We start from the raw sequence: 16,140 nt of genomic DNA on the forward strand, positions 1-16,140 counted from the left end.
TCAACTAAGGAAGCAATCATGCATCTGTCATTGCCAACATACGTTCAGCCTGCGTTGGCTAATGCTACTCAGCCGATAGTGGCTGATGGCAATAATTTTTGCTTAGTACTCAATCAATCATGTTAGGTCTCAATATCGCATGGATAATTCCTTGTCCGGCAAGATCTAATGATATGCTTAGATTTTTTATCGCCAACGCTTGCTGGTAACGCAGTTTAGGGGCAAGATATTTCACATTCTCCGCCAGCAGTTTGATATATTCATAGCTAACCAACGGATTGTGCTGTATGCATAATTTTGTTAATTTCAGGAAAACTTCTTCATTGTCCACTTGTGGTATATATCTAAACCCTTTTAGAATATTGCTTATGATTTCTATTTGATATTCATATCGAAACGTGCTTCTGGTATTGAAAAATTCTCTACATATTAAAATATATGTTTTTGGCGGGACCTTATTAAACTGTTCCCGATAGAATTTCAACCATAGTTCCCCCCGCGGCTGTATTTTCCCTAATGTAGAAATATCCCTTGGAATTTCAAGCAATACATAACGATTTATTATTTCCAGCAAATCGGTATCGCGCCGATAGACATCTTCAAAGTATTCGGACCATTGACAAGAAATCTCCACACATCGACTGAAAAAATATGCAAAAAAGTGGTCATTCTTGATATTTACCTTCCTAAACAGCGTTTTAAATATCATCAATTGCATGAGCGGGTCATAGTTACTCAGTTCTCCGGGGTTGCCATCCTGCCCTAACAATCTTTTGATTTCCGGTTCGGTATAATGATTTTCGAGACTGGCTAACAGGAGTTGCCCCTGCTCAATACTTTTGTAAGTAATCGAACGAGTCTTATCATCTGCGGCTGATTTCTCAGCCGGCAGATTAAAGCTCACCGTTCGTTTGACGCGAGGCGGCCGTCCCGCTCCCGCTGGCGAAACATGCGGAGATAACGGGGTGCTTGGTTCATCACTCTTTTTTGGTCTTACGTTAAAACTTTGGGTACGATTTATTATTTTTTTTGATGGAACATAATTACACGTAGAAGCATGCCGAGCTGGGTATGTCTTGATTTTGACAACGACGCCTTGTGCGGATAAGCATTCACTTCCATAGGATGGAGCGCCATCAGAAGTGGACATTGCTGGGGGAGACCATTCTACCTGGTCTACAGGATAAACGTTGGTACAACCCATACCCGCCGTCGTCTTAGGAAAAGAGGCCAACGTGTGATGATTGGAAATCGTTTTCAATTGGGTTGCACCACAAAAAGCTTCAGCCACCGGCTCGGTTGTTAGATTATTTTGCGTGTGGCGACAGCATAAAAATCGGATCATTTCAAATTCCTCTGTTATAAAAAAATCATTCTCATTGTTGAACCTGATGATTAATTATCAAATTCTGAAAGAGCTTTTTATCCTCTTTTTTTGGAGAGAATGAAATCCACGATGACGTGATCATTTTATTGCAGTCAATATTGGTGAATAGAAAGTTGAATTGATAATATCTAACTTATAATGAGCTAATTCTTCTTTTAAACAGTATGAGATGTTTTTTTCAATTTTTTGATTAAAGCGCTTTGACATGAATTTTCTTGAACATAATTCCATTAGAATGGCACCATCTTTGACAAGATTATCAGGTAAAAAAATCAGGTTTTTTGATAAGCCATTGAAAATATAATTTCTCACGTCACTTGAGCATAAAAAAGACGCTTCCAAAAGAGATTTAAAATATGGAAAAAGCGTTGCAGGCGGTGCCTGTTGGCACAAAACCGGGAAATGCTTAAGTAATTGCCGGATAATGACATTGCAATTCACAGTAGTGAATCGAGAGACTGTTTGAAATAAGTAATCATAGACCTGTGGAAAAAATTGACTTGGGTAGTGCCGGAGGCAATGTCGACTAAAATAAGCCAAGCATTTCTCCAATAATTGGAACTGCCGCTGAGTTAAATTAACGTTATCCACCGATGGGGGAAATAGACTCTTCAGCCTTTGAAAAACAAAAAGTTTATGATTCCTTTCCAAGTGCTGAAAATTATCCATAATAATAATGAGCTTTCGAAGTTGCTCCGGTGGACTCAATGTTGCAATAGCCCCTGGTTGAATAGCTGTGCCCAATAAAGCCTTTAACAAGGATAAATTATATTCTGTCCATACTCCCCGGCTGATATATTCATTTTGTATATCCGCACTCTCGCTAAGATTAACTAATTTTCTCGGCACGCGCTTCATCTGCTCATTGATAAGCTTAGCGTTGTTACGCGCGATGGTATCCGCCGTCAGAGGTAAACTCTTAGCGGATGAGTGCCGCCTTGCCCGACCGGCCGTCAACGGCAGCACATATCGCCGATATATGGCGCTGCTTGCTTCTGCCTCAATTGGGGCCGGCGTATTTCGTACTCCATTGATCCTTTGCAAGGACGCTATGGGCATTGCTACTTGGGATTTTAAGTTGTCATGGTCGAGGTTGAAAGCCAAAAACCCTGGATGTGCGGAAAGTCGATGGGTGACATTATCTTGCATATTATTAGTTTTATGATTATGTTAAGTTCAGCGATCGTTTGACCGCGTTGTTTTTTTCAGTAACGCATACTAACGCCCTCCTCTTTTAAAGGCATTCAATTTCAGCTTTTTATTAAGCTAGCATTGAGTTCCTGGTGTTTTGCAAGATATCACGCAAATAATGACATGCTGGACATGAATACGAACCATCCTTCAATAGGTCGACAAGAAACTGAGAAAGTAAATTTTTTTCATCCGATGTTAATCTGGTGCCGTTACGGTTAATCTCAGTTGCAAGATAGAGTTGGCACGATGGCGGGAACACTTCAAATCGGGCAAGCAAGACCTTGCAAGCACCCAGCAACTCGCTATTTTCTATATGTTTTAATCCCCGTTCGCTGAAAACGGTTTGGGCCAGCCTCTGCACCGCCGGCGGCCACTCCCTTATGATTTCACGCATGCGGATGAACAGCAGATGGTGTTCCGCCATAAATCCGCTTCCACCCGTCTGCCGGTGTTGGCCGGACGATATCTCTTCTGCGGGCGTACCGCTTTTAAAATGCTTAGATTGACACAAAGAGACATCCGGCCGATTGCCCATACAGGTAATGCTTACGCCAAAAAGCTTGGGCCATTTATTCTGATCTGCGTAAATAAGAGGTTCAATTTCTCCCGTTTCTTTGTTCTGATGAAAACAACTCCATGTCAAACCAAACATCCCCTGCTCCTGATTTTGATGGATTACACATTTTCGTTATCTCTAGTCTACGCAAATGATATGTCGAACTCAAAGCGGTAGCTGAATCGAAAGGAAAATAATATGTTAAATGACTGGGTTCGCGGTTTTAATATATTTTATATAATGCACCCTCCATAAAACTTATTCTAAGAGCAAGGATGTTAACCTCTCGATTTCTAAATCGGTTTGGATTTTGATGATTCCATTTTAACGAAATGGCTAAAAAAGAGTCACCCATACTGCTGCAAAAGCTTTCTCCTTGCCTTTTCCAGATTCTTTTTTCAGCTATCGCTTCAGTGCCGATGCTTTTACTTCGGGTTTTGGCACATTTTCCTGAAGAAAATCTTTATCTGCGGTGATAGCATTACATTAGGTTTCAGGTAAAAAAATCCATGACCTACCAGTACAGTGGTGCACAGTGCGTCCCGTTTCGGAAAAAAAAAGGACAATAGTGCGACCGGCGCGTCCAGTGACGGTATCAACTGACCTAGCGTAACGGATAACTAGCTGAAATTGATTATTTATTTGACATACCAGAGGGAGCGGGCTTATCCACGCTTACCCGTTGGATCGGTATCAAAGCCTGGGGATACTGTGAAAATTTCACGATATGGAAAGCACTTTTGGGATGGTAATCGTATGAGTGATGGACGTTAAGATGGCAAAATTGACCTGTTTTAAGGCATATGATATTCGCGGCAAGTTAGGTGATGAATTAAATGAGGAAATCGCTTATCGCATTGGTCGTGCTTATGGTGAGTATCTGAAGCCAAAAACCATTACCCTTGGCAGCGATGTGCGCCTTACCAGCGAAAGCCTGAAATTAGCCTTGGCCAAAGGTCTGCGGGAGGCGGGTACCGATGTTATCGATTTGGGCATGACCGGCACCGAGGAGATGTATTTCGCGACATCCTTTCTTGGAGCGGATGGGGGCATTGAGGTTACAGCAAGCCACAACCCTATCAATTACAACGGGATGAAATTGGTTCGCGAAGGTTCCCGGCCCATCAGCGGCGATACCGGATTGCATGACATTCAACGGATAGCGGAAAACAATGCCTTTGCGGCTCCCGCTCTCCGCCAGGGAACTTACGCCTGCAAAAATATTTTGAGTGATTACGTCAAGCATATCCTGACGTATATTGATATTAGCCGCATCGTTCCGCTTAAACTGGTGATTAATTCCGGCAATGGCGCCGCCGGGCACGTTATCGACGCCATCGAAGCTAACTTCAAACAAAACGAAGTGCCGGTTGAATTTATAAAAGTCCATCACCAGCCGGACGGCCATTTCCCAAATGGCATACCCAACCCATTGTTGCCGGAGTGCCGGGCGGCTACCGCCAATGCCGTTCTCGAACACCGTGCCGATATGGGCATTGCCTTTGATGGGGATTTTGACCGATGCTTCATGTTTGATGAGAACGGCCAGTTTATTGAAGGTTATTACATTGTCGGGCTTTTGGCCGAGGCGTTTTTGCACCTGCAGCCCGGGGCCAAGATTATTCATGACCCGCGTTTAACCTGGAACACTATTGATATGGTCAAAAAGGCGGGGGGAACCCCGATCATGTCGAAAACCGGCCACGCCTTTATTAAAGAACGGATGCGGGCGGAAGATGCGATCTATGGCGGCGAGATGAGCGCCCATCACTATTTCCGTGATTTTGCCTATTGTGATAGCGGTATGATCCCCTGGCTCCTGGTGGCTCAATTGGTCAGTATCAAAGGCCAGTCACTCGGCCGGTTAGTCAAGGAACGTATTGCCGCATATCCATCATCCGGCGAAATAAACGTTATGTTGCAACAACCGGCCGTCACAATCGGAAAAGTGGCAGATCATTATCGCGCACGGGCGATAAGCGTCGATCATACCGACGGTATCAGTATGGAATTTGAGCGGTGGCGTTTTAACCTGCGCTCGTCAAATACCGAGCCTGTGGTTCGCTTAAATGTGGAATCCCGAGGGGATATCGCTTTGATGCAGGCCAAAACGGATGAGATCATGGCGATGCTGAAGTCCTGATTCACAGGCGTTAACGTACGATAAGTGCCAGAATGTAATATTGTTAACAACCTATTATTCCAATCACTTCACCCCTATGGTGATCCTGAGTTAACATGTACGTCACATTAACAGAGCCCGCCGCTTGGCAATTAGGCGCCGGGAGTCCACACTCAGACAGGAGTTAGTAATGTCCAAACAACAGATCGGCGTTGTCGGTATGGCGGTAATGGGCCGTAATCTGGCGCTTAACATTGAGAGCCGCGGCTACACCGTGTCCATTTTCAACCGTTCCGGCGACAAAACTGACGAAGTCGTTGCGGAGAATCCGGGTAAAAAGCTGGTTCCTTACCACACAATTGAAGAGTTCATCGACTCACTGGAAAAACCGCGCCGAATCCTGCTGATGGTCAAAGCCGGCACCGCGACGGATAAAACCATCGAGTCCCTGACACCGCACCTGGACAAAGGGGACATCCTGATCGACGGCGGCAACACCTACTACAAAGATACCATTCGCCGCAATCGCGAGCTGTCCGATCAAGGTTTCAACTTTATCGGCACCGGCGTCTCCGGCGGTGAGGAAGGCGCCTTGAAAGGCCCGTCCATCATGCCTGGCGGCCAAAGAGAAGCCTATGAACTGGTGGCCCCCATTCTTGAAAAAATCGCCGCCAAAGCCGACGGTGAAGCCTGCGTGACCTACATCGGCGCCGACGGCGCCGGACACTATGTGAAAATGGTGCATAACGGTATTGAATATGGCGACATGCAGTTAATCTCTGAAGCCTATTCCCTGCTGAAGAACGCACTGCATCTCAATAATGAAGAGCTTGCCCAAACGTTCAGTGAATGGAACAAAGGAGAGCTCAATAGCTACCTGATCGACATCACTAAGGACATCTTCACCAAGAAGGATCCTGAAGGAAACTATTTGGTTGACGTGATCCTGGACGAGGCGGCAAACAAGGGTACCGGCAAATGGACCAGCCAAAGCTCCCTCGATCTCGGTGAACCCCTGACGCTTATCACTGAGTCTGTATTTGCCCGCTATCTCTCTTCGTTAAAAGATCAACGCGTTGCGGCGTCCAAGGTTTTAACCGGCCCCGCCGACAAAGCGTTCAGCGGCGACAAGGCTGAATTCATCGAGAAGGTTCGTCGAGCCCTCTATCTGGGTAAAATCGTTTCATACGCCCAGGGTTTCTCCCAGCTGAAGGCGGCATCAAAGGAAAACAATTGGGACTTGCACTACGGCGAAATCGCCAAGATTTTCCGTGCCGGTTGTATCATCCGGGCCCAATTCCTGCAAAAAATCACCGATGCCTACGCGGATAACGCCGATATCGCCAATCTCCTTTTGGCACCCTATTTCAAGGACATCGCCGATAAATATCAGCAAGCCTTGCGTGACGTAGTCTCTTATGCCGTGCAAAACGGCATCCCCACTCCGACGTTCTCCGCGGCTATCGCCTACTACGACAGCTACCGTTCGGCAGTATTGCCGGCCAACCTGATCCAGGCGCAGCGCGACTACTTCGGGGCGCATACCTACAAGCGTACCGACAAGGACGGCGTTTTCCACACCGAATGGCTAGAGTAATATTTTCCATAGCGACCGGTAGCGTGTAGCTAGTACCCTGCCGCCGCGGACGGAATTATAAACGAACCGCGCCGCCAAACGTAAATAGGGTATCCCTCGTTTGGCGGCGCGGTTTTTAATTATTTAATAAAAGCGTTTTGTTGTATCCGTTACACCCGTCCGTAATGATCTTTAATACGGACAATATCGTCTTCGCCTAGATACGACCCCGACTGGATCTCTAATAATTCCAAGGTGATTTTACCGGGGTTTTCCAGCATATGTTTCGACCCCACCGGTATAAAGGTGGATTGGTTCTCGGTAATCAAAAAACACTTATCTTCAACCGTCACCTTGGCAGTACCGGCGAGGACCACCCAGTGCTCGGTACGGTGATGGTGCATTTGCAACGAGAACATGCCGCCCGGTTTTACCGTAATCCGGTTAACGTTATAGCGTGTTTCATTAACAACCACATCGCTGCGTCCCCAGGGACGGTAGGTCTCGCGGTGGCGACGGTATTCGCTGCGCTGATTCAGCTTAAGATATTCGACGACTTTTTTAACGTCCTGAACCTGGGATTTGTTAATAACGAGGACAGCGTCCTTGGTATTCACAATCACCAGATTCTCAACGCCAACCGCCGCTACCAGCTTCTCGTCGGTGTTGATATAACAATCCGAAGTGTTATAGAGAAATATATCCCCGGAAAGGGCATTGTTCTGGCCATCTTTCTCGCTGACATCCCATAAAGCGGACCAGGATCCCACATCGTTCCAACCCGCATCCATGGGAACGACTATCGCCTCGTCGGTTTTTTCCATCACCGCATAATCCACCGACTCCTCCGGACAGGCGAAAAAGGCTTCCTTGTCCACCCGGATAAAATCCTGGCCCGCGTCAGGCTGATGCGCTTGCATCGCTTGCTGGCAGGCGGCCAGGATATCGGGACGAAACTTGCCTAACTGGTTTAAATACTGTTTGGCGCGGAACATAAACATCCCGCTATTCCAATAGTACTCACCGCTGGCAATATACCCCTGCGCGGTGACGCGATCCGGCTTTTCGACAAAACGGCCTACTTTAAAAATCTCCCCTTGCGCATCCTTGACCTGTTCGCCGCGCTGAATATAGCCGTAGCCGGTTTCCGGACCGGCGGGAACGATACCGAAAGTCACGAGTTTGCCGGCTTCGGCATAGGGCAGCGCCAGGTTCACCGCCTGATGGAAGGCACCCACATCGGCGAAAATATGATCTGCCGCCAGCACCAGCAGGATGGGATCATCTCCCGTGGCGACCGCATCCAGCGCTGCAAGGGCTATAGCCGGGGCAGTGTTTCGCCCCACCGGTTCCAGGATGATATTGCCGGCCAATTGATGAATCTGCCGCAATTGCTCGGCCACCAGAAAACGATGCTCTTCATTACACACAACCAGCGGAGCGCGGATATCCAGGCCGGCAAGGCGCGTCAGCGTTTCTTGCAGCATCGACTGCTTGCCGTGCAGCGTCAAAAACTGCTTAGGATAAAGCTCTCGCGACATAGGCCACAATCGGCTACCGATACCGCCGGCCATAATGATTGGAAGTAACATTTTAGTCCTTGAATGTTAAAACGAGTGAGTGTCTAAACGATCGCGCTATGCCAGCGAAGGCGAGCCGGTCAGCAGCCCTTTATAAATTTCAGCGTATTTTTCAACCATCTGCTCTGACGTAAACATCTTTTCAAACCGAGCGCTGGCGTTTTTGCCGAATTGCCCGGCCAGTTCCGGCGCGTTCCATAATGTATCCATCGCCGCACGCAGCGCGGATGCATCGGAAGGGGGGACCACCAGGCCGGTTTCATTATGGATATTGATAAACGTCGTACCGGTGCCAATCTCGCTGGAAATCAGCGGCTTTTCCATCATCGCGCCTTCCAGCAGCGAAATGCCGAACGCTTCGGAGCGCAAATGCGACGGAAAGACAATGCCGTAGCAAAGCATCAACAGCGCGACCTTATCCACATCCGGTACTGCCCCCAAGAAATGGATATTGGTTAGGCCCAGCCTTTTCGCCTGCTGCTTAAGCTCATCTTCTATCGGTCCGGCACCGACGATGACGATGGGATAAGGCGCACCCATCGCCGCTTCTATGAGGATATGCAGCCCCTTGTAATAGCGAAACGCACCGATAAACAGAAAGAACGGAGCACCAATTCTGGCGCGCCAAGCATTCAAACTTTCCTGACTCACCGATGGATAGGAGTTCTTATCGAGCCCATAAGGGATAACGCTGACTTTATCGATATGCTTCTGCAGCGTCGGACTGGTGGAAACGTAATTAGGAGACGCGGCGACGATATGATCTACCCTGGAAAGAAAGAAGTCCATTAAAGGGGTATAAAACTTCAGCAATGTCTTTTGCTTAACGATATCGGAATGGTAACTCACCACGGTAGGTTTTTTGGTGCCGCTGATAAAGTGGACCATATCCATAAAGGGAAATGGAAAATGATAGTGGATAACATCCGCGTGTTTGGCCAGTTCTTTAAAGCGTCTGATGGCGGCAAATGAAAATGGCGTTGAGCCCAGTTCAAACGTCACCGCCTCGCAATGGGTCATATGCGAACCAAGCCGCTGATTTTGAATATGCCCTCGCGGGCTTAGGGAAAGCACGTCAGACTGGATGCCATGAGCCACGCCGCCCTCACTCAACTGAAAAATAACTTGCTCAATGCCGCCAAAGGAATCTGGATAATATGTTTTATAAAAATGGAGGACTTTCAGCATGTAAAATATCAAACCTGGTTATATGCATTAATCGTTTCTTGCGCGCAACGTTGCCAAGAAAAAAGTTTTGCCCGCTCCAAACCGCTGGAAATCGCTGACTCGCGCCAGACATTATCTTCGAGGCTTAGGCGTATCGATGCGGTAAATCCATCGATATCGTGAGGATCATGCATGAGCGCACAATTGCCCACTACTTCGGGTAAAGACGAACTATTGGAGCAAACAACCGGTACACCGGAAGACATTGCTTCAAGTACCGGCAAGCCGAATCCTTCATAAAGCGAAGGGAAAACAAAGGTTCTGGCGCCGGCAAATAACCAGGGCAAATCACCCGAACGGGTATAGCCGAGATAACGCAGCCACCCTTCCCGCCCGGCTTGTTCAAAACGTGCGTGCAGCGCCTCGCTTCCCCAGCCTTTATAACCGCAGATCACCAGCGGATAGCGCTGACTAAGAGGCGCAGGCAGCCGTTGATAAGCATCCAGCAGGGTCTTCAGGTTTTTCCTCGGTTCTATGGAACCGGCAAATAGCGTATAGCGGCCCGCGGAAAGCTGGAAAGAGGCCAATGCCTGATTGATCTGCTGTTCGTCCCGGGGGAAAAACTCACCGCTGCTGGCCAGACTCGCGGTGGCGATTTGCGAAAGAGGGTAAGCAAAATATCTGGCTAATTCTTGCCGGGTGAATTCCGAATCCGTGATTAATACTTTTGCCCGCCGCAGCGTCAATGACAGCTCTTTATGCATATAGCGCACTCTCTCCGCCGGATGGCATTCAGGGAAGCTGAATACGGACAGGTCGTGAAAGGTTGCGACGCAGTTATCCACCCCCGGCGGGAGATAAAAGTTGGGTCCGTGGTAAATATGCTGTGGAAAGGGCTTTAACGCGCGGGTTTTCAACCAGGGCGCGGTAATCCTGTAAAGCTCGGATGCCACTTTGCTGCGCTGGACCATACGCTTGAGGCCGCTATTCAAAGGCGCGGTCTCACTGGCGGCCGGGATATCACGGCTGATGTGCCGACCCTGGAGAAATAAAAGCTCAGAAATCTCCGAGCCTTCGTGCAACTGCAAGCCTTTGGCCAATTCGTACGTGTACCGGCCGATACCCGTCAAGGGATACTTGATGGGGTCCGTACCAAAAATGACTTTCATTTATTCAACTTTCCAGCATCCAACGCAGGGTTTCCTCTAACGGAGGCGTACTCCACTCCCCGATGATGGAACGCAATTTACCGGCGTCTCCGCACAGGGTTTTCACTTCATTGGCACGAACAAATGCCGGATTGACGGTAATGTTTAAATGATGGCCGGTGATAACTTCACACATTGCCACCACTTCACGTAGCGAGTAGGTTTTCCCTGAACAGACATTCACCGTCTGCCCTGCCGCGGCCGAGTTGATTAATCCCATATAGGCTTTAACCAGTGCGCGAACATCGGTGAAATCACGCCATACATCCAGGTTGCCTAATTCAAGGATCGGCGCTTTTTCTTTGAAATGCTTGACGATTTTCGGCAACAGGAAATTCTCGCCCTGACCGACTCCGGTATAGTTAAACGGCCGCACCAGGATAACCGGCAGCTTATCCAGCCATAACCGCGCCATAAACTCCATCGCTGCCTTACTGACAGCGTAATCATTAGCGGGATTAAGTGGAGTCAGCTCATCCAACCGGCCTTCGCGGCTGTTGCCATAGACATTCGCGCTGCTGGCCATCAGCACCGCATCCGGCGCTATGCCCGAGTGGCTAAGCGCCTCGAGCAGATTGCGGCTTCCCACCAGATTAACCTGATAAAACGCGTTGGCGTCGCCATGTCCGACATAAGCAATGGCCGCCAGATGGATCACGACATGCGGCCGCACCTGAGCCATCACGGCGGAAAGGGCCGATAAATCCAACAGATCAACGTTGAAATAATCCGGCTGATCCGAAGCGATGGAACCTAAACCAAACACCCGGTATCCGGCAGCGGACAGCTCCGCCGCCATATAATGGCCGGTGAATCCGCTGATCCCGGTGATCAGGGCCCTTTTGCCATTGCCGGCCATCAGAAAGAAAAGCCCTGCTCGTTGCGCCGCATATCGGCCTCAACCATCATTTTGCACAGCTCTTCAAGGGAGGTTTTCGGTTCCCAGCCCAACACCTTTTTGGCTTTCTCGGGCAGCCCAATCAGCAATTCGACTTCGGCGGGGCGGAAGAATTTCGGATTAACCCGCACCAGCGTTTTACCGGTATCGATATCAATGCCGACTTCGTCTTCGTGCTGCCCTTCAAACCGCAAATTGAACCCGGCGGCTTTGAAAGCCATTGAAACAAAATCTCTTACGGTTTCGGTGCGGTTGGTGGCCAGAACAAAGGTGTCCGGCTCGTCGGCCTGCATCATGCGCCACATGCCTTCGACATATTCCTTGGCAAAACCCCAGTCACGCTTGGCGTCCATATTGCCCAGTTCCAGCACGTCCAGTTTGCCGAGCTTTATCTTAGCGACGGAATCAGTGATTTTTCGGGTGACGAATTCCAGCCCGCGCAGCGGGGATTCATGATTGAAAAGAATGCCGCTGCAACCAAAAATTCCGTAGCTTTCACGATAGTTAATGGTCATCCAATGGGCGTAAAGCTTGGCTACCCCATAAGGGCTGCGCGGATAAAACGGCGTATCCTCCTTTTGGGGAATAGCCTGGACCTTGCCGAACATTTCCGAGGTCGAGGCCTGGTAGAAGCGAATCTTCGGGTTAACGATGCGAATGGCTTCAAGCAGGTTAAGAGGACCGATGCCGGTTATCTCGGCGGTGGTCACCGGCTGCGCAAACGAGACGCTGACAAAGCTCTGCGCCGCCAGGTTATACACCTCGGTTGCGCCCGACTGCTGGAGTAGGCGGATACTGGTGGACAGGTCGGTCAAATCATACTCCACCAAATGCAGATTCGGATGCTGATCGACGCCAAGCTCTTTCAGGCGCCAAAAATTAACCGAACTTGTACGACGGTATGTGCCGTAGACGTTGTAGCCTTTTTCTAATAACAACGCCGTTAAATAGGCGCCATCTTGTCCGGTGATTCCTGTAATAACTGCAGTTTTACTCACGCTAAATCTCCATCATCAAACTTACACGTATGATACCAGACGCTGTTATTGAGACAATTTAAGAATTGCTCAGCGCTTTCCTTCCAGGTTAAGCACTTCATACCGGAAGAAACGGGATGCATCCCTCTATTCCATAAATCAATCCATTGTTTAATTTCTTCCGACTGCTGCAGAGGGGTTATGCCGGAAAAATAAAACGCATTTTCTCCAGCTACTTCCTTAAAGACCGGGATATTTCGAGCAATGATTGCTATGCCTTTCATACCCGCTTCGATTAATGGTAAACCAAAACCTTCCGCTTCAGATGCCGCGATTAAACAACTTGATTTTTTATAGAGCTCATCAAGATATTCATCTGAAATGCCATTGAACCAGTGAAGTTTTTTTCCAAGCTCAGGGTGTTCATTAATCAAGTTAACCAGATTTTCAGACAACCATCCCTGACGTCCAATGATTAAAAGATTAGCATCGATGCCTTGACTCCATAATTCATCGAAACATTTTATTATTTGTATATGCCCTTTGCGTGGTTCTAACGTACCAACCATAATAAAATTTAGTTTTCCGTCGATGTAATCCAATATTTCTTTTGCATCGTCAGGCAAACCTGAAGTGGGAAGGCTATTTTTGATATCTGCACCTAAATGAAAATAGCCCACTTTAAGTTCGGTTTTTCTTGAAGGTGCGTGACTTTTTATCCAAGCAATATATTCGTCAGCTACAGAACGTGAAATGCAAATAATACCGTTTGCATAACTTACCGTTTTTGCCCATTCAGTAAATTCTAAAGATAATTTAGCGACAAAATTATCTGGTTTATGAAGAGGTATGAGATCATAAACGACATAATAGACTTCCACACCACGATCCTTGAGATCATTATTTATGATACGGTGTGAAACGGCTAATAAAGGGTGCAGATCAAGATAAATCAACTGATCTTTTGGAAAGAAGTCTACCACTTCATCGCTCTCGGAAGCGCAATAAAAATGAGTAGCGTCTTTTTTAGCTTTTCGGAAAGTCCGATCATAGGGAAAAGAATAAATAACTTCAATATTATCAGCCAGACTAGTCAATTCAGTTGTAATAGCGCGGACAACACGCTGTATGCCGGTTTTGGAATCATCATGTATCATTGCGCTGATATCAATATATTTTTTAGGATTTCTGTGCTCAGGCACAATATTTTTGCTCAATAATAGCGCAATGTGTAAAAAATCATTTTTTGTAAACGTAAAATTCGAATTCGTTATTTCTTCAATCGCCGCCGATAAAATTTCATTCGCTGTCAACGTCTCACGCTTGCTGAAATGATTTGTGTCAATAGAAGAAATAACGCCCAGGAATTTCTCGGCGGATTTATCCCAAGTATAGATTTGGGCTCGCTTGAATGCGTTTGCTTTGGAAAGTTTCCTGAAGGTCTCGTTTCGAATTGCTAATGTAATTTTTTCAGAAATACTTGTCACATTGAACGGATCAAAATATGAGTCCACTTCATTACCAATAATTTCCCGCATAACTGGAATATCAGCAGCAATAACCACTGCCCCTGAAGCCATTGCTTCCAGTGGCGGCATTCCAAACCCTTCTTGATATGAAGGGAAAACAAATAATTCACAGCTACTATATAACGCCCTCAATTCAGTATCAGAAACATACCCAGTGAAGTAAACTTTCGTGCTTATTCCTAACTTACTCAAAATATTGATTATATTATCAATATCAACCGGTTTTTTTCCAGCGACCACTAAAGTATATTGATCTTGAATATCCTGAGGTAATTGTGAAAAGGCTTTATATAAATTAATGAGATTTTTATGAGGATTCGTCCCCCCCGTATAAAGAATGAATTTTTCAGGGATACTTAATCGCAGTAATATATCCTTAGTTTCGTCAGACGATAAATATCCGAACTGTTTTTTATTGATACCACAAGGAACCACGTGCAAAGACGGCAAATTTAGTTTAGCGCTGATTTCAGCTTGGGAAGCATAGGTATCGGTTAATTGCAGGTCTGTATCATGTAAATATGAGAGCTTTTCAAAATACCATGGCCTTATAGGACTCTTTAAGCCCAAATATTCATCTTCATTCAGCAATGGGATGACATCATGTAATGTGGCAATTATTTTCAAGCTCGTAGCGAATTTTCGTAAGGTTTGTAATCTGCCTATCGATGTTACTGCCGCATCTTCCCAACCTTCTTGGAAATTAGGGATGAAGAGCAAATCTGCATTTTGTTGATAAATAAATGCTTCGCGAATTATTTCTGATATAAAAATTTCTTTTTTATGATTTGTGCTTGAACTTATGCCCGTGTACTGTGTCCAGCAAAGGATATTTTTTTCGGGAAGGAGACTAGCAAAATCTGATTTGATTTCATCAACGAAACCCAGGGCGCCATTCAGAAGCAAAGTATAATCATTTTGCTTATCTCGACGAATTAAACTTTTCGTTAATTCAGAAGCATATCGCCCCACTCCTCGATAACGTGAAGAAGACTGGCAACCTTGTAAATCAACTAATATTTTCATGGTTTATATTTTTCGGTCAATTGCTTATAAATTTCTTTCGCGTATAAAGACAATTCTTCTTTTTTGTAAAGTGCGTCGATGGAATCGCGTGAACTATTTCGGGAAGCACTGACACGAGCAGATATAGAGCTCAATCTCGTGTGTAAATGTGTTTTTTTGGCGATAGAGACAAGTTTATTCTTTAATTTTTGGTGCCGAGAAACATAAGATAAAATATCGTAAAATGAATGCTTAATAAATAGTACTGCCTTAAATTTTATTTTTTTGGGCCTGATTAGCACCCTTGAAAGAGAGTTTAAGGATATAAGCATAACAACCATCCTTCCTGACTTATCCAAAACACATGGCTGAATAGGATTGTGCTCCTTCAGGAGTTTCATTTTTCATCATTTCCATCGAGCTAAATGAGTGATACATCATCGTTTACCCTTAATGGAATCCCTCATCAGAAAAATTAAGCACGCTACCGCCCTTGGCTTCTAGCTACCACCACACATAACTTCTTTTATATTATCTGAACGCTTAACGTAATAAATATTGCATACCTAAAAACCTCAACATGTGCAAATTTATTTTTCACTTAAAATTTCTTATAAAGACTCGCTATTATGATCATGTTCTCAAGAATTTGCATCTGGTTTCTGATATCAATCGTCGTTTGCTAATCAGCACGGTATGGTGCAATTTAATACATTTATTCACAATTTAAGATTGTAACAAAATATTACTGTGATGTTATGCACATTTCGCTTTGCCGCATGCCGCATAATACAAATCTCCTCATTAAGACAAGATTATAGTTGCTGAAAGCCGGCTTAAATTCGAAATAGACATCTAGTGCCTATATCATTTATATGTCTGAATATTTTCCCCACAATTCACCTGGATCTATTACATATTCGCTACAATTTAACATCAAT

At 46.1% G+C, this 16,140-nt stretch carries 12 protein-coding genes; 2 read left to right on the top strand and 10 right to left on the bottom strand.

Features of this window, described 5'->3' with window-relative positions:
• Positions 1-109 precede the first annotated feature (109 nt).
• From ACL2XJ_RS25885 to ACL2XJ_RS25895, 3 genes are all read right to left on the bottom strand, one after another.
• Positions 110-1,345 carry a hypothetical protein gene (locus ACL2XJ_RS25885; RefSeq protein ID WP_413725014.1) on the bottom strand — a complete coding sequence of 412 codons (1,236 nt, stop codon included), beginning with the start codon at positions 1,343-1,345 and terminating at the stop codon, positions 110-112.
• 120 nt (positions 1,346-1,465) lie between these two features.
• Positions 1,466-2,536 carry a hypothetical protein gene (locus ACL2XJ_RS25890; protein WP_413725016.1) on the bottom strand — a complete coding sequence of 357 codons (1,071 nt, stop codon included), beginning with the start codon at positions 2,534-2,536 and terminating at the stop codon, positions 1,466-1,468.
• A 112-nt stretch (positions 2,537-2,648) separates the two neighbouring features.
• Positions 2,649-3,233, bottom strand: coding sequence for a hypothetical protein (locus ACL2XJ_RS25895; RefSeq protein WP_413725017.1), 585 nt, complete (start codon positions 3,231-3,233; stop codon positions 2,649-2,651).
• A 679-nt stretch (positions 3,234-3,912) separates the two neighbouring features.
• On the opposite strand from ACL2XJ_RS25895, the gene cpsG reads away from it, so the two are divergent.
• Positions 3,913-5,280: a phosphomannomutase CpsG gene (cpsG, locus tag ACL2XJ_RS25900; protein WP_413725018.1), complete on the top strand. Its 1,368-nt coding sequence runs from the start codon at positions 3,913-3,915 to the stop codon at positions 5,278-5,280.
• A gap of 169 nt (positions 5,281-5,449) precedes the next feature.
• Positions 5,450-6,856: an NADP-dependent phosphogluconate dehydrogenase gene (gene gndA / locus ACL2XJ_RS25905; RefSeq protein ID WP_413725019.1), complete on the top strand. Its 1,407-nt coding sequence runs from the start codon at positions 5,450-5,452 to the stop codon at positions 6,854-6,856.
• Positions 6,857-7,005: 149 nt separating this feature from the next.
• On the opposite strand, the gene ACL2XJ_RS25910 is transcribed toward gndA, so the two are convergent.
• From ACL2XJ_RS25910 to ACL2XJ_RS25940, 7 genes are read right to left on the bottom strand one after another with little or no spacing between them, the layout of a single operon-like run.
• A complete protein-coding gene (locus ACL2XJ_RS25910; RefSeq protein WP_413725020.1) occupies positions 7,006-8,427 on the bottom strand; it encodes a mannose-1-phosphate guanylyltransferase/mannose-6-phosphate isomerase in 1,422 nt (473 codons plus the stop codon).
• A 45-nt stretch (positions 8,428-8,472) separates the two neighbouring features.
• The gene (locus ACL2XJ_RS25915) at positions 8,473-9,603 is read right to left on the bottom strand and encodes a glycosyltransferase family 4 protein (protein ID WP_413725021.1); all 1,131 of its coding nucleotides are present in this window, start codon (positions 9,601-9,603) and stop codon (positions 8,473-8,475) included.
• 8 nt (positions 9,604-9,611) lie between these two features.
• Positions 9,612-10,751, bottom strand: coding sequence for a glycosyltransferase family 4 protein (locus ACL2XJ_RS25920; protein WP_413725022.1), 1,140 nt, complete (start codon positions 10,749-10,751; stop codon positions 9,612-9,614).
• 4 nt (positions 10,752-10,755) lie between these two features.
• Positions 10,756-11,649 carry a GDP-mannose 4,6-dehydratase gene (locus ACL2XJ_RS25925; RefSeq protein WP_413725023.1) on the bottom strand — a complete coding sequence of 298 codons (894 nt, stop codon included), beginning with the start codon at positions 11,647-11,649 and terminating at the stop codon, positions 10,756-10,758.
• A complete protein-coding gene (gene gmd, locus ACL2XJ_RS25930; RefSeq protein WP_413725024.1) occupies positions 11,649-12,686 on the bottom strand; it encodes a GDP-mannose 4,6-dehydratase in 1,038 nt (345 codons plus the stop codon). The genes ACL2XJ_RS25925 and gmd overlap by 1 nt, the downstream gene beginning before the upstream one ends.
• Positions 12,683-15,220: a glycosyltransferase family 4 protein gene (locus tag ACL2XJ_RS25935; protein WP_413725025.1), complete on the bottom strand. Its 2,538-nt coding sequence runs from the start codon at positions 15,218-15,220 to the stop codon at positions 12,683-12,685. The genes gmd and ACL2XJ_RS25935 overlap by 4 nt, the downstream gene beginning before the upstream one ends.
• The gene (locus ACL2XJ_RS25940; protein ID WP_413725026.1) at positions 15,217-15,600 is read right to left on the bottom strand and encodes a hypothetical protein; all 384 of its coding nucleotides are present in this window, start codon (positions 15,598-15,600) and stop codon (positions 15,217-15,219) included. Before ACL2XJ_RS25940 ends, ACL2XJ_RS25935 begins: the two co-directional genes overlap by 4 nt.
• Positions 15,601-16,140 lie beyond the last annotated feature (540 nt).

Origin of the sequence: Sodalis sp. RH16 (assembly GCF_047324245.1) — a bacterium.
In the GTDB taxonomy this organism is placed as follows: domain Bacteria; phylum Pseudomonadota; class Gammaproteobacteria; order Enterobacterales; family Enterobacteriaceae; genus Acerihabitans; species Acerihabitans ligni.

Bases quoted from the DNA above. Each gene is read 5' to 3' on its own strand.
- ACL2XJ_RS25910 (WP_413725020.1), bottom strand. From the start codon at position 8,427: ATGTTACTTCCAATCATTATGGCCGGCGGTATCGGTAGCCGATTGTGG.
- ACL2XJ_RS25885 (WP_413725014.1), bottom strand. From the start codon at position 1,345: ATGATCCGATTTTTATGCTGTCGCCACACGCAAAATAATCTAACAACC.
- cpsG (WP_413725018.1), top strand. From the start codon at position 3,913: ATGGCAAAATTGACCTGTTTTAAGGCATATGATATTCGCGGCAAGTTA.
- ACL2XJ_RS25895 (WP_413725017.1), bottom strand. From the start codon at position 3,233: ATGTTTGGTTTGACATGGAGTTGTTTTCATCAGAACAAAGAAACGGGA.
- ACL2XJ_RS25940 (WP_413725026.1), bottom strand. From the start codon at position 15,600: ATGAAACTCCTGAAGGAGCACAATCCTATTCAGCCATGTGTTTTGGAT.
- ACL2XJ_RS25920 (WP_413725022.1), bottom strand. From the start codon at position 10,751: ATGAAAGTCATTTTTGGTACGGACCCCATCAAGTATCCCTTGACGGGT.
- ACL2XJ_RS25915 (WP_413725021.1), bottom strand. From the start codon at position 9,603: ATGCTGAAAGTCCTCCATTTTTATAAAACATATTATCCAGATTCCTTT.
- ACL2XJ_RS25890 (WP_413725016.1), bottom strand. From the start codon at position 2,536: ATGCAAGATAATGTCACCCATCGACTTTCCGCACATCCAGGGTTTTTG.
- gndA (WP_413725019.1), top strand. From the start codon at position 5,450: ATGTCCAAACAACAGATCGGCGTTGTCGGTATGGCGGTAATGGGCCGT.
- ACL2XJ_RS25925 (WP_413725023.1), bottom strand. From the start codon at position 11,649: ATGGCCGGCAATGGCAAAAGGGCCCTGATCACCGGGATCAGCGGATTC.
- ACL2XJ_RS25935 (WP_413725025.1), bottom strand. From the start codon at position 15,220: ATGAAAATATTAGTTGATTTACAAGGTTGCCAGTCTTCTTCACGTTAT.